We start from the raw sequence: 18563 nt of genomic DNA, 5'->3' as shown, positions 1-18563 counted from the left end.
TCAGAGAGTCATATGGAAAAGTTTAAAGTTACAGGTCCGGTACAACTTAGTGGTGATGTATCAATTTCTGGTGCTAAAAATGCGGCATTACCTATTTTATTTGCGTCATTACTGACCGCTGAGCCAGTCGAAATTCGCAATGTACCAAAATTAAAAGATATTGATACTACGCTTGAACTGCTTGAGCGTATCGGTGCAAAAGTTCATCGCAATGGTTTTGTTGATGTTGATGCCAGTCAGGTGAATAACTATTGTGCTCCATATGATCTGGTTAAAACCATGCGCGCATCTATCTGGGCTTTAGGGCCACTAGTTGCTCGTTTTGGTCAGGGGCAGGTTGCTCTACCGGGGGGGTGTGCCATTGGTGCCAGACCAGTTGATCTACATATCTATGGTCTTGAAAAACTGGGTGCTAAGATTACTCTTGAAGAGGGTTATGTTAAAGCCACTGTTGATGGTCGTTTAAAAGGCGCACATATTTTTATGGATAAAGTGAGTGTTGGTGCAACGGTCACTATTATGTGTGCAGCAACTCTGGCGGAAGGTAAAACCGTTATTGAAAACGCAGCGTGTGAGCCGGAAATTGTTGATACGGCTAAGTTCCTTAATACACTTGGTGCTAAAATTAGTGGTGCCGGTACTGACCATATTACTATTGAAGGTGTTGAACGTTTACATGGTGGTACCCATTCAATCCTGCCTGACCGTATTGAAACAGGTACGTTTTTAATTGCAGCGGCTATTTCTGGCGGTAAAATTACCTGTCATAAGACCTGTCCGGGCTTCCTTGATGCGGTACTGGCTAAATTGCGTGAAGCGGGTGCGACAATTGAAACCGGGGATGACTGGATCATGCTTGATATGCACGGCAAACGTCCTAAGGCTGTGAATATTTATACTGCGCCGTATCCGGGATTCCCAACTGATATGCAATCACAGTTTTCATTACTCAATATGGTTGCGACAGGAACGGGTATTATTAATGAAACGATTTTTGAAAATCGCTTTATGCACGTACCAGAGTTGATTCGTATGGGAGCTAAAGCTGAAATTGAAGGTAATACTTTAATTACGCACGGAGTTGATAAGTTAACGGGTGTGCAAGTGGCAGCAACGGATTTACGTGCATCAGCAAGTATGGTGATGGCAGGTTGTATTGCTAATGGGACGACGATTGTTGATGAGATTTACCATATTGACCGCGGGTATGAAAATATTGTAGAAAAATTACGTGGACTTGGGGCCAAGATCGAACGTATTAGTTAGTATTAAACATCAATCTTGATAAAAGCCATTTAATTACAGTATAAACTGAGTTATTAAATGGCTTTTTGTTTTAGTCAGAAGGAGAAAATGATGAGTAAACAAGCACTGATTTTACTGGCAGATGGTTGTGAAGAGACTGAAGCTGTTACAGTTATTGATTTACTGACTCGGGCAGGTATTTATGTGACATCTGCAAGTATCACAGAGCACCGGGAAATTCACTGTTCCAGAGGTGTGATCATTTTAGCACAAAAGACATTTTCACAAATAAAAGATATGGATTTTGATGTAGTGATCCTGCCTGGTGGTGTGAAAGGGGCCGAAAATTACCGTGATTCTCCGGATGTTATTGAAAAGCTAAAAACAACTCACAAAGATGGTAAAGTTGTAGCCGCCATTTGTGCCTCGCCAGCTATGGTTTTTCAGCATCATAATTTATTCCCGACTGCGTATATGACGGGGTTCCCGACGACGAAAGGTAACTTTAAATTTTGGAAAGATGATCGCGCTTATTATGATGCTGAAAATCGGGTTTTAACCAGTCAGGGGCCAGCAACTTCGATTGATTTTGCACTAAAAATTATTGATACGTTACTTGGAAAAGAAAAAGCAGCAGAGGTTGCCGGCCAGCTAGTGCTGCCGAGTGGTATTTATAATTACAAGTAAATATTTGTAAAATTCTTTAAATAAATCAATGAGTTATGGATTAATGATTATTTGAATAACCATTTGATTTATTTGAAGAAATAGATGTTTAGTATTATTTATAAGTATGGTTGTGAGCGGGGCGTGCTCCCCGCGCGAAAACCTGCTAATAGCATCATAATATTTTTAGTTGCGCGACGTAGTCGCGCTTTTAAGAAAAAGATTGCGCTCGGGCGGCGCAGTCCGCTCAAAACCTACACTAATAACATCACTATACAAAAAGACACACGCATAGCGGGGGTGTGCCCCGCCTTCACACAACCCTGTTTAGATCTTCCCTCTAAACACCTTAACATTCGTAAACCCATTTTCCGCCAGATAGAGTGCCTGTAATTTACTCATCACGCCACGCTCACAATAAAGTAGATAATTCTTACTGGAATCTAAACCAGCAAACTGAGTCGCTAATTTATAGAAAGGAATAGACTGAATTATCACATTATCCAGCTCGAGTGGTTTGTCTTCCTGCTCATCAGGGGAGCGGATATCAATTAAAATGTCGTTCTCACCAAAAGCTGTAACGGTTTCCACCTCCTGGATTTGCTGCTCGGTTTGCTTGGCAATATCACGAATATCAATATTTTCAGCTTCTGCTACGGCACGATTTAAAATCTCAAAATCAAAATTTTGCTCTTCAGCCAAAATCTTCTCTTTTACTGCCTTAACTGTTGGGCTTTTAGATATCACGCCACAAAACTCCGGCATGGTTTTAGCGATATCTTCAGTACCAATCTCTCTGGCCAGTTTAATAATATGCTCTTTATCATGAGTAATCAGTGGGCGCAGAATTAAAGTATCACTGGCGTTATCGATTAAACGTAAATTAGTTAACGTCTGGCTGGAAACCTGACCAAGCGCTTCACCGGTTACAATTGCTTCTACTTTATAACGTTCTGCAACTTGTGATGCCGCTCTGACCATCATACGTTTTAAGATTACACCCATTTGACTGTCATCGATCTTCTCTAAAATTTCACCAACCACATCAGCAAAATCAATGGCAATGAAACGAACTTTGTGTGAGCTACCAAAACGACTCCATAAATAGTGAGCCATCTGTTTTACACCAATTTCATGTGTCGCTCCGCCCAGATTAAAAAAGCAGTAGTGAACACGACAACCACGGCGCATCAACATATAGCTGGACACACCAGAATCAAAGCCGCCAGAGATCAGAGAGATAACATCTTCCTGAGTTCCAATTGGGAATCCACCAAGGCCCTCGTAACGGGCTTTAACTAGTAATAGCTTATCGTCCTCAATTTCCAAATTAACAGTCACGTCTGGTTTAGTTAATTTTACTTTGGCTGATGCTACGTGTTGATTTAAACCACCGCCTACATATCGTTCCACATCAATTGACGTAAATTCATGTTTACCGCGACGCTTGACTCGCACACAAAAGGTTTTATTTTCGATTGATGTCCCATATGCAGCTAACGCTTTTTCAAAAATATCATGCATATCAGTAAATGGTAGCTCTTCAACAGCTAAGATATGGTGAATACCTGGAATACGAGTTAACAAGTCCTGAGCAATTTTTTCTGTCGCCTCTGATTTAGGACGAACCTCAATATAGTCCCAATGTCTGACGACTGCGATATCTTCGACATGATGTTTTAAAATATTACGAATACTGCTGGTAAGAATCTTGATAAAGCGTAAACGAACGGAATCGCTTTTAATGGTAATTTCAGGGAAAAGCTTAATAATAAATTTCATATTAGGTGATCATAGCAATTAAAAATTGCCCGCCATTATACTGTTTTCATGGAAAAAGCGTACCTTTGTTTTCAGTTATATTACGTAAATTGGTAAAATCTGCTTGCTTGTTTTGCTTGCTTTCGTTAATATTCGCCATCAATATTTGTTATATTTAGCATAAAATTTTTGTAGGTCGAAATGTACGAAATTCTATTAATCGCATTTTTAGTGATTTCTCTGGCAATCATCTGTTTAGTTCTTGTTCAGCATGGTAAAGGTGCTGATATGGGCGCTTCTTTTGGTGCTGGGGCTTCTGCGACTCTATTTGGTTCAGCCGGAACAGGTAACTTCTTAACTCGTTCAACCAGTATCCTTGGTCTGCTATTCTTTGTTATCAGCTTAGTGCTGGCGAACTTAGGTAGCTTATCAACATCGTCTTCAAGAGGTGATTTTGATAATATCGAAGATAATGTACCTGTAGAACAAGTTGTTACACCAGAACAACCAGCGACAAATCCAGCATTGGATATTCCTGACTAACATTAATTTGTTAACTGCTGATTTGCTAATTTATTGTAAGAAAATTGTAATTATTGTAAGTGCCGTGGTGGTGAAATTGGTAGACACGCTACCTTGAGGTGGTAGTGCTCGAAAGGGCTTGCGGGTTCAAGTCCCGCCCTCGGCACCATTTCCAGAATGACAATTAACACAGTTGCATTTTTAACAAAATAATGTATACTCTCAATCCATCTGACGCGGGGTGGAGCAGCTTGGTAGCTCGTCGGGCTCATAACCCGAAGGTCGTTGGTTCAAATCCAGCCCCCGCAACCACTTTCTTCTGTGGTATGTATAGGCTCAATGATGTTTATTGCCTCGCTTGTCGGGGTTTTTTATTGTCCAAAGTACAGACAACAGAAAGTTAGTCCAACAGATTTTCTTGGATAGAACTTAACAATGTTGGGCGTTAGCCCTTTTTTTATTTTTGCAGTGGAGGAATTGCTTGAGCAACGTAGAACAGCAATTAACAGCAATTATTCAGGAACCTGTGAATGCACTGGGTTTCGAATTAGTCGGCATCGAATATATTCGAGGTCGTTACCCTGTATTACGTATTTTTATCGATAGTGATGATGGTGTTACTGTTGATGATTGTGCTGATGTCAGTCGTCAGGTCAGTGCTGTACTGGATGTTGAAGATCCAATTACAGCAGCATATAACCTGGAAGTATCGTCTCCGGGACTAGACCGACCACTATTTACGACTGAGCACTATCAACGATTTATTGGACAAGAAGTGACAGTTGCTTTGCGTATTGCGATGTTTAATCGTCGTAAATGGCAAGGTGTGATTAAAGCTATTGAAGGTGAAATGATCACATTAACTGTTGATGGAAAAGATGAAGTATTTGCTTTTAGTAATATCCAAAAAGCGAATATTGTGCCTAAATTTTAATTTAAGTAGGTAAAAAGGATGAATAAAGAGATTTTAGCGGTAGTTGAAGCGGTATCAAACGAGAAAGCTTTGCCAAGAGATAAAATTTTTGAAGCCTTAGAAACGGCACTGGCAACAGCGACTAAAAAGAAAAACGGTTTAGATATCGATGTTGTGGTTCGTATTGATCAAAAAACAGGTGATTATGATACATTCCGTCGTTGGTTAGTTGTTGAAGAGGTGACTCAGCCAATTCGTGAAATCACTTTTGATGCAGCAAACTTTGAAGACCCAAGTGTAAAACTGGGCGATTATGTTGAAGAACAAATTGATTCTGTGGCATTTGACCGTATTACAACCCAAACCGCAAAACAAGTTATCGTACAAAAAGTACGTGAAGCTGAACGTGCAATGGTGATTGACCAGTTCCGTAGCCGAATTGGTGAAATCGTAACAGGTATTGCTAAGAAAACTAACCGTGACAGCATCATTCTGGACTTAGGCAACAATGCTGAAGCAATGATGACTCGTGAAGATATGTTACCGCGTGAAAACTTCCGTGTTGGTGATCGTATTCGCGGTATTTTATACATCGTTGAAAACGAAAATAAACCAGCGCAACTTGGTGTCAGCCGTTCTAATCCACAAATGATGGAAGAGTTATTTAGAATCGAAGTGCCAGAAATTGGTGAAGAGATGATCGACATCAAAGGCGTAGCTCGTGACCCTGGTTCGCGCGCTAAAATTGCGGTGAAAAGTAATGACCGTCGTATTGACCCGGTTGGTGCTTGTGTGGGTATGTGTGGTGCGCGTGTGCAGGCAGTTTCTAACGAGTTTGGTGGTGAGCGTATCGATATTGTATTGTGGGATGATAATCCGGCGCAATACGTGATCAATGCCATGGCTCCTGCTGATGTTGTTTCTATTGTGGTGAATGAAGATAAACACACTATGGATATCGCCGTTGAAGCAGAAAATCTACCACAGGCAATTGGTCGTAACGGACAAAACATTCGTTTAGCGTCACAACTAACGGGCTGGACATTGAACGTGATGAAAGTTGAAGAACTGCAGGAAAAACATCATGCAGAATCTTTTGCTGCAATCAAAAACTTTATGCAACATCTTGATATCGATGAAGATTTAGCAAAATTGCTGGTAGAAGAAGGCTTTAATTCTCTTGAAGAGCTAGCGTATGTACCGGTCAATGAACTACTTGAGATTGAAGATTTTGATGAAGATTTGGTTGATGCACTAAGAACACGTGCTAAAGACGCATTAACTTCAATTGCATTAAGTCATGGCGATAAACAGCCAGCACAAGATTTATTAAATATGCCAGAAATGACACGCGAGCTTGCTTACAAGCTGGCTGAACATGGCATTATTACACTCGAAGACCTGGCGGAACAAGGTGTTGACGATTTAACTGAAATTGAAGAGCTAAACAGCGAACAAGCCGGTAAGTTAATCATGGCAGCACGTAATATTTGCTGGTTTGCTAATGAGTAACTAAAACGTAACAGGAAGGAACAGAATGACAAAAGTAGCGATTCAAACACTGGCGGAAGAGATTAATATTCCAGTGGAACACCTGTTGCAACAGTTTGCCGATGCGGGCATGAAAAAGACCGCGTCAGATACCGTTAGCCAACAGGAAAAAGAAGCATTGCTGGCGCATTTAAGCCCACAGCAATCAACAAATAAGTTAACTCTGCAACGTAAGAAAAATACCAATACGTTAAATATTCACGGTTCTGGTGGTAAGAAAGAAGTTAAAGTGGAAGTTCGTAAAACCAGAACATTTGTGAAGCGTGATCCGGAAGAGCTACGTGCTGAAGAAGAGAAAGCACGTAAAGAAGCGGAAGAGCAGGCAAAACGTGAAGCAGAAGAGAAAGCTCGTTTAGAAGCAGAAGCTCAGGCAAAACGCGAAGCAGAAGAAAAAGCTCGCAAAGAGAAAGAACAAGCCGAAAAAGCGAAGCAAGAACAGACGAAACAAACAAAACAGGCGACAACAAAACCTGTTGAAGTTGATGAAAAAACTAAACAAGCTCAGGCTGAAAAAGCACGTCGTGAAGCTGAATCTGCAGAAATCAAACGTAAAGCAGAAGAAGAAAATCGTCGTAAGCTTGAAGCAGATGCTAAACGTATGGCAGAAGAAGCTCGTCAACTTGCTGATCAGTATAACAACTCAGAGAGTACGAGAGACTCTGAAGATGAGCAGGATTACCATTTAACAACTTCAACATATGCGCGTGCAGCGGAAGATGAAACTGATCGTGAAGTTGAAAGTGGACGTGGTCGCGCTGGTCGCGGTGGACGTGGTGTTGCTAAACAGAAGAAAGGTAGCAAGCTTTCTGAAAGTAAAGCAGAGCGTGAAGAAGCACGCGTTATTACTCGTGGTGGTAAGAAAAAAGGTAAAAGCTCTTTACAACAAAGCTTTACTAAACCAGCTCAGGCAGTTAACCGTGATGTTATGATCGGTGAAACCATCACTGTGGCTGAGCTTGCTAGTAAAATGGCAGTAAAAGGTTCAGAAGTCATCAAAGTGATGATGAAAATGGGCGCAATGGCGACCATTAATCAGGTAATTGACCAGGAAACAGCTCAACTTGTCGCTGAAGAAATGGGACATAAAGTTATTCTTCGTCGTGAAAATGAACTTGAAGAATCATTGATGAGCGACCGTGATACAGGGGCAGAGAAAGTTTCTCGTGCGCCGGTTGTTACCATCATGGGGCATGTTGACCATGGTAAAACGTCTCTGCTTGATTATATTCGTAAAACTAAAATTGCTTCTGGTGAGGCCGGTGGTATTACTCAGCACATCGGTGCATATCACGTTAAAACGCCAAATGGCATGATTACATTCTTAGATACACCGGGACATGCGGCGTTTACTTCAATGCGTGCTCGTGGTGCTAAAGCAACAGATATCGTGGTACTGGTCGTTGCTGCTGACGATGGTGTGATGCCACAAACTGTTGAAGCGATTCAACATGCTAAAGCAGCCAATGTACCAATGGTTGTTGCGGTAAATAAAATTGATAAACCTGAAGCGGATCCTGATCGTGTTAAAAATGAATTAGCACAACGTAATGTTATCCCGGAAGAGTGGGGTGGTGATACTCAGTTCGTGCACGTCTCAGCAAAAGCAGGTACAGGTATTGATAATTTACTTGAAGCGATCCTTCTGCAATCAGAAGTACTTGAGCTAACAGCGATTGATACTGGTATGGCAAGTGGTGTTGTGATTGAATCATTCCTTGATAAAGGACGTGGTCCTGTTGCAACTGTTCTGATTCAATCAGGTACCTTACATAAAGGCGATATCGTTCTGTGTGGCTTTGAATATGGTCGCGTAAGAGCAATGCGTAATGAAGTCGGTCAGGAAGTCAGTAGTGCTGGTCCTTCTATTCCGGTTGAGATTTTAGGTCTGTCTGGTGTACCAGCAGCAGGTGACGAAGTCACAGTTGTACGTGATGAGAAAAAAGCACGTGAAGTTGCGCTTTACCGTCAGGGTAAATTCCGTGATATTAAACTGGCTCGTCAGCAAAAATCTAAACTTGAGAACATGTTTACTAACATGACTGAAGGCGATGTATCTGAACTAAATATCGTACTTAAATCTGACGTACAAGGTTCTGTGGAAGCAATCAGTGATTCATTATTGAAACTTTCAACTGATGAAGTGAAAGTGAAGATTGTGGGTTCAGGTGTAGGTGGTATCACTGAAACTGACGCATCACTGGCAGCAGCATCAAATGCTATTATCCTTGGCTTTAACGTTCGTGCTGATGCATCTGCGCGTAAAGTGATTGAATCTGAAAGCTTAGATCTACGTTACTATTCAGTTATCTATGACCTGATTGATGAAGTTAAACAAGCGATGAGCGGTATGCTTGCGCCTGAATACAAACAAGAGATCATTGGTCTGGCAGAAGTGCGTGATGTGTTTAAATCACCTAAATTTGGTGCTATCGCGGGCTGTATGGTAACAGAAGGTGTGGTTAAACGTCACAACCCTATCCGTGTATTACGTGATAATATCGTTATTTATGAAGGTGAGCTGGAATCATTACGCCGCTTTAAAGATGACGTGAACGAAGTCCGTAACGGTATGGAGTGTGGTATCGGGGTTAAAAACTACAATGATGTTCGCGCAGGTGACATGATTGAGGTCTTTGAAACTATCGAAGTTAAGCGTACCATCTAACAAGCATAAATGAGGCGAGAATTTCTCGCCTTTGTTTTCTATAAGATAGCCCTTTATATAAGGAGCTATCAATATGACTATCGGAAGGAACCTATGGCAAAAACATTTAGCCGTTCTCAACGAGTATCGCAAGAGTTACAGAAAGAAATTGCGATTATTCTACAACGTGAGATGAAAGATCCTCGTCTTGGGTTTGTGACTGTTTCTGGTGTAGATATTTCACGCGACCTGGCTTATGCCAAAGTGTTTGTGACCTTTCTTGCCACTGATGACAATTTCAATGTCCCACAGGCGATCAAAATTCTTAATGATGCGACCGGATTTATCCGTACGTTAATTGGTAAAGCGATGAGCTTACGTATCGTACCTGAACTAACATTTGTTTATGACGATTCTTTAGTAGAAGGGATGCGCATGTCAAACTTAGTTTCAGATGTGGTACGCAAAGATATACAGCGCCATAACGAAGACTAAATTTCCCTATGGCAAGACGTAGAAAAGGCCGTGACATTCACGGCGTTTTATTATTAGATAAACCAACTGGTCTTTCATCTAATGATGCATTGCAAAAAGTAAAACGACTATTTCAGGCTAAAAAGGCCGGACATACTGGTGCATTAGATCCGTTGGCAACAGGCATGTTGCCTATCTGCTTTGGGGAAGCAACCAAGTTTTCTCAGTACCTGCTTGATTCTGATAAACGCTACCGGGTGATCGCCAGACTTGGTGAACGTACTGATACGTCAGATTCAGATGGTCAGATTATTGAGCGCAGAGCCATTACCTTTACTCAGGCTGAACTTGAGCTGGCGCTGGATAAGTTCCGTGGGCCAATTAAACAAGTTCCGACCATGTTTTCAGCCCTTAAACATCAGGGGCGACCGCTGTATGAATATGCGCGTCAGGGGATAACGATTGAGCGTGAAGCGCGTGATATTACCGTGTATGAACTCTTGTTTATTCGTTTAGAAGGCGATGAGTTAGAACTGGAAATTCACTGCTCTAAAGGTACTTATATCCGCACGATTATCGATGATCTGGGTGAGATGCTCGGTTGTGGTGCACATGTTATTTATTTGCGCCGTTTACAGGTTTCTAAATACCCGATCGAACGTATGGTTACGTTAGAGTTTCTACAGCAGCATCAAGATGATATTGAGTTTTTAACTCATCTGCTGATGCCAATGGATAGCCCGGTACAGGATTACCCGATTGAACACTTAAATGAAGCGCAAGGACAAGATATTTTACTGGGACGTACTATCCGTCTTGATAGTGAAGATAAAAGCGAACAGCTGGTACGCATCTACGCAGATTATAACGGACAGCAGCAATTTCTGGGTATGGGACTACGTCATCATTCCCTGTTATCACCAAAACGCTTAATTTGTCCGGATGAGATTCATTCGGATAAGGAATAAACATGAAAAGAGTTTCGCTGGCAATCTGGCCGATTCTGTTATTACTGGTATCGATGTCATCAGTTCAGGGGAGTGCCTCTTTAGCTAAATATCTATTCCCGGTTCTTGGTCCGGCAGGTATGACGGCGTGGCGTTTAGTCTTTTCCTGTATCATGCTCTCTTTAGTGTTTAAACCGTGGAAAAAGAAAATCACCAAACAAGCAGCGTTACCCATTGTTATTTATGGTATCGCGCTTGGCTGTATGAATTTATCCTTCTACTACGCGATTCAGCGAATTCCTCTTGGTGTTACTGTTGCTATCGAGTTAATTGGTCCGATTTCTGTCGCGATGTTTATGTCTCGTCGCCTGTGGGATTTTGTCTGGTTAGGGCTGGCTGTTTTTGGTTTAGTGATGCTACTGCCACTACATGAAGCCAGTGCTGATTTAGATCCTATTGGTATTTTACTGGCACTTATTGCCGGTGCTGGTTGGGCAAGTTATATCGTGTTTGGCCGCTGGGCTGGTTCTGTGCATGGCTCTTCCAGCGTGGCACTTGGAACGATGATTGCGATGTTATTTGTGTTTCCTCTTGGTGTCTGGACTAGTGGTGATGTCATGTTCTCACCGGATATTATTCCAATGGCATTCTTAGTGGCCTTTCTTGCTTCTGCGCTGCCGTATGGAATTGAGATGATAGTCATGCCACGTTTACCGGCTCAGACATTTAGCACACTGATGAGTTTGTCACCAGTGCTTGCTTCTTTGTCAGGTTTTATCTTTTTAAGTGAAAGACTGAGTACGATACAATGGTTTGCTATCGTCTGTATTGTGATTTCATCTGTTGGAACTGTACTTTCGATAAATCGACGTAAACCACCAGTTCTAAAAGAAACGGATAATCAGGAACTGGCAGAAGTGAGTAATAACAAGTAATTCATTTATATTTAAAAAGATGGCTGGGTAAAAAGAGATTACACATATCCAGCCATGGTTCATCAGGTATAGTTCATCAGATATTAAGATTTCTTATGAACTTCCTTAATTTGCGCAGGCTGACGCGTTGACCACCAGCAAATCAGTGAGCCGCAAATAACTAGTCCGGCACCTTGCCAGAATTGCCAGTTAAGTGAGCTCCCCAGCCAAAAAGTTGCAAAGGCTGATGACAGTACCGGTGTAAAATAAGAAGCGGTTGCCAGAAGTGTCATATTACCTTTAGTAATACCTACGTTCCAAAGAGCATAACCACACGCCATGGCTGCCGCTGCCATCAGTAGCTCAAGATAAGCAAAACCACCCACTTGCGGAATCGTTTTATGACTCATAAAGTGCATCGTCCATAAACAAGCTGCGGTAATGGCAAAAAACAGCGTTACTCCATTTTTTTGATCAGAAAAACGCTTGGTAATGTTGCAATATAACGCCCAAATCACAGCACCAGAAAAAGCCAGCCCATAGCTCAATGGATTTGTCTTTAAATTGTTATATATGCTAATGAGTGAAAAGTTATTACCACTTAAAATCCAGGCTATGCCAAAAAGGGCCAGTAGTGAGCCCGGAATAATAAGTAAGCTGGCACGCTGATTGTTCATAAAAATAGCAAAAATCACCGTTAGGCACGGCCATAAATAGTTAAGCATACTCACTTCGATCGTCTGAGTATGATTATGGGCAAATCCGATGGAGAGCGCTAAACAGATCTCATAGACAGCAAACATCAGACCACAAACGATTAGATAAGTCGGAGAACTCTTTTTCAGATTAGGCAAACCTACCACAACAAGCAGTAAAATAGCACCAAGAGAATAGATGGAAGCAGCGCCTGTAATAGCACCAAAATTGCTGGCAACACTACGAATCAGCGCGATGAGACTGCTCCACAGGACAATGGCCAGTATACCATACAAGGTGGCGGTATTTGCTTTCATGGAAAACCTTAAAAAGAAGTGAGAAATGGAGTCTACACAAAACTCATTTGGCTGGCAACTTATGTTGTTGATTTATTTAAAGATAATAAATAAAAACTGCTTATTAATCAATGGGTTATAAATAATAAAAGCCAGCGGTAAATCTGACTTTTATTATTCATTTATCACTAAGATCAGTGTCTGATTCTAGCGACCTTCTTCTTCTGCAATTGCTTTAGTGACTGATGCTCTGGCTTGCATTCTGGACATATACTTTTCAGTTGCCGGATAGGTTGCAACGCGTGGCATATATTTTCTCCAGCGCAGAGTGGTAAACAGATATGCATCCGCGACAGTAAATTGGTTATTGACTAAATAGTCTTGTTTACTGAGTACTTCTTCAACATATTCAAACTTTTTAGCCAGTACGTCACAAGCAGCCAGTTTGGCTTCTTCGCTACTATCACCACGGAAAATTGGACCATAGTTTTTATGAATTTCAGTTCCTACATAGTTTAACCAGGCAATAGCCTGATAACGCTCAAATTCACCAACCGGTGCCAGTAGTTTTTTCTCCGGAACCAGATCAGCAATATACTGAACAATCGCAGCGCCCTCAGTTAAAATTTTACCGGAATCAAGCTGGAGAGTAGGGACCTGACCTTTTGGATTAATTTCAAAGAAATTGCCACCGCCTTCAAGCTCTTTAGTTCTTAAATTTACTTGTTGAGTCTCAAATTTCAGACCTGCTTCACATAAAACGATATGAGGAGAAAGAGAACAAGCACCCGGGGAATAATATAACTTCATGACAACCTCCAAATTAATTAAATACGTTCCATAAAACTCGTTGTATATAACTAAGATAGATTAACTCAACAAGGTAAACTCGCCAAGAAGCAAAAGTGATATCAGATAAATTTTAACAATGTTAAATAGATCAAATATTGAATAATTATATTGAGTTAGAGAGTTTAATTGCTTGTGATTATTGAACATATATATTATTGTTATTAACAATTTACGATCTTTTTTAAGTTTTTACTTACTGGTAAGAACTTACTTTTCACTCATATCATTTTATCTATCTGAGGTTTATAACATGTCTTCGATGAAAGATTCAGTTAAATTGAGTAATGGTGTTGCCATCCCACAACTTGGCTTTGGAACATTCAAAGTAACAGAATTTAATGAAGCAACAACAGCCATTGCTGCTGCAATTAAATCGGGTTACCGTGCGTTTGATACAGCGCAGTTATACGGTAATGAAGAGATGCTGGGCAAAGTCTTTAAAAATTGCGGTTTAAAACGTAATGAATATTTTATTACCACTAAAATTGCTAATGATAATCAGGGTTATGATTCGACGCTTAAAGCATTTGATAAATCGTTAACAGATTTGCAGATGGATTATGTTGATCTGTTTCTGGTGCACTGGCCACTTAAAGAGCCGTTCCTTGATACCTGGCGTGCAATAGAAACGATTTATGAGCAAAAAAGAGCACGTGCAATTGGTGTGTGCAATTTCCACATCTCGCATTTTGAACGTTTAGCAACTAAAGCAAATGTTAAACCCATGATCAACCAGATTGAGATTCATCCGTACCTCACTCAGGATGAACTGGTGGCTTATCTGAGAAAAGAACAGATTGCCATTGAAGCATGGAGCCCACTAGCGCGTGGTCGAGTTAATGACGAGAAATTACTGCAAGAGATCGCCGTAAAATATAACAAGTCAGCTTCACAAATTACTCTGCGCTGGCACGTGCAAAATGGTTATATCGTGATTCCTAAATCCGTGACGCCATCCCGTATTGCTGAAAACAGCCAGATCTTTGATTTTGAATTAACTGCGGATGAGATGAAGAAAATCGCTAGTCTGAATGAAGGCTTCCGTACTGGACCAAATCCTGATGCAGTGTATGAGAAAGGCGGGTTCTAATTAATAATTAGCGCTCTTATTTAAGTGGAAATCCACCACTCGAAAATTGGGTTTTTGTGCCCAATTTTTGGGGACTTCATCGCAGGTGTTTTTATTTTACAAGTAGCGCCTGCGAAACCGATAAAAGTCATACATTAAAAGGGCTGATATTTCAGCCCTTTTTGCTTCCAGTATTTAGAAAACAATCGGTGGATCAACCAGCCATAAAACGATCGGAAGAGTGATCAGACTAATCAGAGTGCTAAGAAATGTGGCACTCGAGACCATCTCCGGCTTGGTATTAAACTGTACCGAAAGCAGAGTGGTATTAGCCGCTGAAGGCATAGCTGCCAGCACAATCAAAACCTGTTTTGACATATAATCAATTGGCATGAAATAGACCAGCACTAAAGCGACCAGTGGTGAAACCACCATGCGGATAAGCAGGGCAAATGAGACTTTGGCAATCTCAACTTGTCTGATATGTAAAGTGGCCAGTTGCATACCCAAAATTAACATAATCACCGGGATTGAGGAATCACCGATCATGGAAACTGCCAGCATAATCTGATCTGAAAGGGGGATATGCAGTAGCTGGAACATGATACCAAGCAGAGCACCGTAAGCGATTGGCATACGGAAGACACGTTTAAATACTTCTTTCTGGCTAATTGAGTATTCACTACCTTTAGCAGCAAAGTAAACACCAATGGTGCTCATGATAAATTGTTGTAGCACCATCAGGATAACAGCAACATCAAAGCCAATCGCGCCAAAAAAGACCAAAATCACTGGAGTTCCGTAGTTACCATTATTCATAAAGCATGAAGCCAGAACTAAAGCACAGCGTTCTTTGAGGTTATATTTCATCAGATAAGCCCAAAGTGTAACAATGCTGGCTAAAATGACACACAGTAACAGAACATAGAACACATAGTAGAGGTAGCTGATAGTGAGTTCGTGACTATAGAATGTTTTAAACGAGAGAAAAGGCGAGAGGACATATAATGCCATTTTGGATAAGGCAGAAATATCAAAACGTAAGGTTTTTTGACCGATAAAGCCCACAATAAAAATACAAAATATCGGAAATAATATCAGAAAAAAGTGCATATACTCTCGCTTAAATTGTTTTAATCCATTTCATCAATTGCATTGATCAGGGCATCCCTGAGTGCCAGACATAGCTTATCATCCAGCGCATTATTATTCTTATCTGTTAAAATAAATAAGTCTTCTACCTGCTCACCGATGGTAATAATTTTAGCACTGTGTAAAGAGAGCTCTAATTTAGCAAATACTTCACCGATACAGGCCAGTAGTCCCGGTCTGTCTAACGCAACCAGTTCAATATAGGTTTTTCTATCTTTAACAGTGGATAAAAAGGTGACTTGTGTTGGTACCTGAAAACTCTTGAGTTTAGAAGACGTCCGTCTGATTCGCTTACGCTTAAAGTGAGTCTGGCGTAGAACTTTCTCTAGTCCTTCTTTAATTGACAGATGGCGCTCTGTGTCGACAATTCTACCACTTGGCTCAAGAACAATAAATGTATCTAAGGCAAATCCATCCTTATTGGTAATAATGAGTGCTTCATGGATATTGAGATTTCTGACATCTAGCTCATTACTGACAGCAGCAAACAGATAAGGCCTGTCCGGGGAATAGATAAAAATTTCAGTACCACCGTGACAGGACTCTGAATTAATCAGCACCAGAGTTTGTGACAGGTCATGTTTTAACAGGTGAATAGCGTGCCAGACCAGTTGATCCGCAGTGTAACGCAGGAAGTAATCAAACCGGCATGATTGCCAGATTCTTTGCACTGACTCTTCACTAATCCCTTGCTCAGCCAGTAGGACCAAAGCGTCACGCTTATGTTGACGGGCAATACTACGCTGCTCCGGAATCTGATTAATCCCTAAATCAAAATAGTGTAACGTCAGATGATAGAGTTCACGCATCAGGCTCTGTTTCCAGCTGTTCCAGAGTGTTTCATTGGTGGCACAAACATCGGCTACTGTCAGACATAGCAGATATTGAAGGCGGTTTTTATTTTTAACCAGCTGGGTAAACTCACGCATAACTGCCGGATCCTGAATGTCCCGCGACTGAGCAGTAACAGACATAACTAAATGATATTTAACCAGCCAGACGACTAAATGGGTGTCCTTTTCGTCCAGATTATGTAGCTGACAGAACTCAGCGACCTGAATTGCGCCAAGTTCTGAGTGATCACCAGATCGACCTTTAGCAATATCATGGAACAGCGCTGCAATAATCAGCAGCTCAGGCTTTGGCAATTCTGAAAAGGCTTTAGAGCTGGTTGGATGGCGTTTTTTACCATCATCAGTGGTAAAACTATCAATCTCTTGTAATAAGCGGATGGTATGTTCATCAACAGTATAAGCGTGGAACAGATCAAACTGCATCAAACCACAAATGTGTTGCCAGCCCGGAATATACACCGCCAGAATCCCCAGCTCGTGCATTGGTAGTAAGGCTTTTTTTATTGCCTGAGGATGTTTAATAATTGCCAGAAAGCACTGTCTGGCCTCAGCTTGTTCGCATAGTAAACCAGTGAGTTGTCTGCGGGCTGAACGCAGGCAACGAATAGTATTAGAGTAAATACCTTTGACTTCAGGATGTCTGACCATAGTATTAAACAGACGCAAAATCATGGTCGGATTATGTTGAAATAACCGCTCATCTTTAATATCAATTAAGCCATCACGAATCTGGAAATACTCATCAATATCATACGGTTTATTATTAGGATTGAGGGCTAAAATAGACTCATCAAATAGTTGTAATAACATTTGGTTCAGTTCGGTGATGTTATGCACGACACGGTAGTAATCATGCATCATTTTTTCGACCGGTTCGTTACCATCGCCCAGATAGCCAAGCAGGTGAGCAATACTTAACTGACGATCAAACAATAGACGATTATCATAACGAGTGATGACCGAGTGTAGAGCAAAACGCATTCTCCATAAAAATGCCCGGCAATTTTTAAACTCTTCAATCTCTTCATCGGTAAGGTAATTAAACGGTTTGATCTCCTCCAGAGAGATACCACCAAAGTGTCGAATGGCAATCCACTGAATGGTTTGTATATCACGCAGTCCACCCGGGCTGTTTTTAATATCTGGCTCAAGATTATAGCTGGTACTATGATATTGCTTATGACGCTTGGTTTGTTCTTCAATTTTAGCGCGAAAGAATGTCGGTGATGGCCAGATGGCATCAGAAAAAATAATCTGGTGCAGCTCATCAAGCAGTGAACTGTCTCCACTGAGTAAACGGGATTCGATTAAGTTCGTCATCACAGTTAAATCAGCAGTCGCTTCTTCCTGACAGGCTAACAGAGTACGTACACTGTGACCAACATTAAGACGCAGATCCCACAGCAGACTAATGAGTTTACTTAAGCTGTGTTCTTGTTCGGGATTAAGCGGCTTATCGCTCAGGATTAATAAATCAATATCAGATAAAGGGTGGAGTTCCTGTCGGCCATATCCTCCAACAGCAATCAACGCTAAACGATTGTTAGGTGCTTGTTGAGTAATGCCAGAGTGTTGCCACAAGCGTTGTAATAATTCATCAATATATTGGCTACGCCCAAGAATCAAGGTTTCGATCGGCATTTCATGCTTAAATTGTTCAACAGACCACTGAGTAAATGTATCTAATTGCTGTTTTAGCATAGGTAGTGTGAGTTGTTCATCAGTAAAATGACTTGGTAATGGCGTATAAGTAAACATAGTTGATGAATCAGACATTTGCGACCATATAGGAAGATGGATTTATGTATATCGTTGCGTTATTTGATTGCACTGTCAAGACAACAGCATGAATAGTCAGAAAAAAAAGCTGGATTTTATGGGGTAAAATCCAGCAAAAAGAATTTCAGGGATAAAAATAAACAAAAATTAAGAAATCCACAGAACGGTAGGTACAGGGAGTACTTAACGCTACAATAGGACACTTTGGAGTATATCGACTATTTTTAA

General features: G+C 41.0%; 15 protein-coding genes and 2 tRNA genes. 12 read left to right on the top strand and 5 right to left on the bottom strand.

Annotated features, from left to right (window positions below):
* Window positions 1-12 precede the first annotated feature (12 nt).
* Complete coding sequence (gene murA / locus IPMB12_RS11475) at window positions 13-1266, top strand: UDP-N-acetylglucosamine 1-carboxyvinyltransferase (RefSeq protein ID WP_166917551.1); 1254 nt, start codon at window positions 13-15, stop codon at window positions 1264-1266.
* Window positions 1267-1356: 90 nt separating this feature from the next.
* A complete protein-coding gene (locus tag IPMB12_RS11470; protein ID WP_166917791.1) occupies window positions 1357-1932 on the top strand; it encodes a DJ-1 family glyoxalase III in 576 nt (191 codons plus the stop codon).
* Between the two features lie 306 nt (window positions 1933-2238).
* Here IPMB12_RS11470 and thiI read toward each other — a convergent pair whose 3' ends face one another.
* Entirely contained in the window at window positions 2239-3693 is a 1455-nt protein-coding gene (gene thiI / locus IPMB12_RS11465; protein WP_166917550.1) for a tRNA uracil 4-sulfurtransferase ThiI, read from the bottom strand.
* A gap of 180 nt (window positions 3694-3873) precedes the next feature.
* On the opposite strand from thiI, the gene secG reads away from it, so the two are divergent.
* The 9 genes from secG to IPMB12_RS11420 all read left to right on the top strand — a co-directional run bounded on the left by secG (window position 3874) and on the right by IPMB12_RS11420 (window position 11658).
* Entirely contained in the window at window positions 3874-4215 is a 342-nt protein-coding gene (secG, locus tag IPMB12_RS11460) for a preprotein translocase subunit SecG (RefSeq protein ID WP_166917549.1), read from the top strand.
* A gap of 61 nt (window positions 4216-4276) precedes the next feature.
* Window positions 4277-4363 (top strand) — tRNA-Leu (locus IPMB12_RS11455).
* Between the two features lie 66 nt (window positions 4364-4429).
* A tRNA-Met gene (locus IPMB12_RS11450) sits at window positions 4430-4506 on the top strand.
* A gap of 169 nt (window positions 4507-4675) precedes the next feature.
* Window positions 4676-5128, top strand: coding sequence for a ribosome maturation factor RimP (rimP, locus tag IPMB12_RS11445; RefSeq protein WP_166917548.1), 453 nt, complete (start codon window positions 4676-4678; stop codon window positions 5126-5128).
* Window positions 5129-5146: 18 nt separating this feature from the next.
* Window positions 5147-6619, top strand: coding sequence for a transcription termination factor NusA (nusA, locus tag IPMB12_RS11440; RefSeq protein ID WP_166917547.1), 1473 nt, complete (start codon window positions 5147-5149; stop codon window positions 6617-6619).
* A 25-nt stretch (window positions 6620-6644) separates the two neighbouring features.
* The gene (infB, locus tag IPMB12_RS11435) at window positions 6645-9323 is read left to right on the top strand and encodes a translation initiation factor IF-2 (RefSeq protein ID WP_166917546.1); all 2679 of its coding nucleotides are present in this window, start codon (window positions 6645-6647) and stop codon (window positions 9321-9323) included.
* A 93-nt stretch (window positions 9324-9416) separates the two neighbouring features.
* Window positions 9417-9797, top strand: coding sequence for a 30S ribosome-binding factor RbfA (rbfA, locus tag IPMB12_RS11430; RefSeq protein ID WP_166917545.1), 381 nt, complete (start codon window positions 9417-9419; stop codon window positions 9795-9797).
* A gap of 8 nt (window positions 9798-9805) precedes the next feature.
* Window positions 9806-10744, top strand: coding sequence for a tRNA pseudouridine(55) synthase TruB (truB, locus tag IPMB12_RS11425; RefSeq protein ID WP_166917544.1), 939 nt, complete (start codon window positions 9806-9808; stop codon window positions 10742-10744).
* A gap of 2 nt (window positions 10745-10746) precedes the next feature.
* Window positions 10747-11658: an EamA family transporter gene (locus IPMB12_RS11420; RefSeq protein WP_166917543.1), complete on the top strand. Its 912-nt coding sequence runs from the start codon at window positions 10747-10749 to the stop codon at window positions 11656-11658.
* Between the two features lie 83 nt (window positions 11659-11741).
* Here IPMB12_RS11420 and yddG read toward each other — a convergent pair whose 3' ends face one another.
* Together yddG and gstA are read right to left on the bottom strand one after the other, a co-directional pair.
* A complete protein-coding gene (yddG, locus tag IPMB12_RS11415) occupies window positions 11742-12650 on the bottom strand; it encodes an aromatic amino acid DMT transporter YddG (protein ID WP_166917542.1) in 909 nt (302 codons plus the stop codon).
* Window positions 12651-12836: 186 nt separating this feature from the next.
* The gene (gene gstA / locus IPMB12_RS11410; RefSeq protein ID WP_166917541.1) at window positions 12837-13439 is read right to left on the bottom strand and encodes a glutathione transferase GstA; all 603 of its coding nucleotides are present in this window, start codon (window positions 13437-13439) and stop codon (window positions 12837-12839) included.
* 292 nt (window positions 13440-13731) lie between these two features.
* On the opposite strand from gstA, the gene IPMB12_RS11405 reads away from it, so the two are divergent.
* Window positions 13732-14571 (top strand): aldo/keto reductase, encoded by an 840-nt coding sequence (locus IPMB12_RS11405; RefSeq protein ID WP_166917540.1) that lies wholly within the window; start codon window positions 13732-13734, stop codon window positions 14569-14571.
* A gap of 174 nt (window positions 14572-14745) precedes the next feature.
* Here IPMB12_RS11405 and IPMB12_RS11400 read toward each other — a convergent pair whose 3' ends face one another.
* Together IPMB12_RS11400 and glnD are read right to left on the bottom strand one after the other, a co-directional pair.
* Window positions 14746-15663: an AEC family transporter gene (locus IPMB12_RS11400; protein WP_166917539.1), complete on the bottom strand. Its 918-nt coding sequence runs from the start codon at window positions 15661-15663 to the stop codon at window positions 14746-14748.
* Window positions 15664-15683: 20 nt separating this feature from the next.
* Window positions 15684-18332 (bottom strand): bifunctional uridylyltransferase/uridylyl-removing protein GlnD, encoded by a 2649-nt coding sequence (gene glnD / locus IPMB12_RS11395; protein WP_166917538.1) that lies wholly within the window; start codon window positions 18330-18332, stop codon window positions 15684-15686.
* Window positions 18333-18563 lie beyond the last annotated feature (231 nt).

The sequence above is a fragment of the Zophobihabitans entericus genome (assembly GCF_011745665.1).
Lineage (GTDB): Bacteria > Pseudomonadota > Gammaproteobacteria > Enterobacterales > Orbaceae > Zophobihabitans > Zophobihabitans entericus.
The sequence above is the reverse complement of the archived record's forward strand: the minus strand, read 5'-3'. Positions and strand labels throughout refer to the sequence as shown.

Bases quoted from the DNA above. Each gene is read 5' to 3' on its own strand.
- infB (WP_166917546.1), top strand. From the start codon at position 6,645: ATGACAAAAGTAGCGATTCAAACACTGGCGGAAGAGATTAATATTCCA.
- glnD (WP_166917538.1), bottom strand. From the start codon at position 18,332: ATGTCTGATTCATCAACTATGTTTACTTATACGCCATTACCAAGTCAT.
- IPMB12_RS11420 (WP_166917543.1), top strand. From the start codon at position 10,747: ATGAAAAGAGTTTCGCTGGCAATCTGGCCGATTCTGTTATTACTGGTA.
- nusA (WP_166917547.1), top strand. From the start codon at position 5,147: ATGAATAAAGAGATTTTAGCGGTAGTTGAAGCGGTATCAAACGAGAAA.
- truB (WP_166917544.1), top strand. From the start codon at position 9,806: ATGGCAAGACGTAGAAAAGGCCGTGACATTCACGGCGTTTTATTATTA.
- murA (WP_166917551.1), top strand. From the start codon at position 13: ATGGAAAAGTTTAAAGTTACAGGTCCGGTACAACTTAGTGGTGATGTA.
- IPMB12_RS11405 (WP_166917540.1), top strand. From the start codon at position 13,732: ATGTCTTCGATGAAAGATTCAGTTAAATTGAGTAATGGTGTTGCCATC.
- gstA (WP_166917541.1), bottom strand. From the start codon at position 13,439: ATGAAGTTATATTATTCCCCGGGTGCTTGTTCTCTTTCTCCTCATATC.
- IPMB12_RS11470 (WP_166917791.1), top strand. From the start codon at position 1,357: ATGAGTAAACAAGCACTGATTTTACTGGCAGATGGTTGTGAAGAGACT.
- yddG (WP_166917542.1), bottom strand. From the start codon at position 12,650: ATGAAAGCAAATACCGCCACCTTGTATGGTATACTGGCCATTGTCCTG.
- IPMB12_RS11400 (WP_166917539.1), bottom strand. From the start codon at position 15,663: ATGCACTTTTTTCTGATATTATTTCCGATATTTTGTATTTTTATTGTG.
- secG (WP_166917549.1), top strand. From the start codon at position 3,874: ATGTACGAAATTCTATTAATCGCATTTTTAGTGATTTCTCTGGCAATC.
- thiI (WP_166917550.1), bottom strand. From the start codon at position 3,693: ATGAAATTTATTATTAAGCTTTTCCCTGAAATTACCATTAAAAGCGAT.
- rbfA (WP_166917545.1), top strand. From the start codon at position 9,417: ATGGCAAAAACATTTAGCCGTTCTCAACGAGTATCGCAAGAGTTACAG.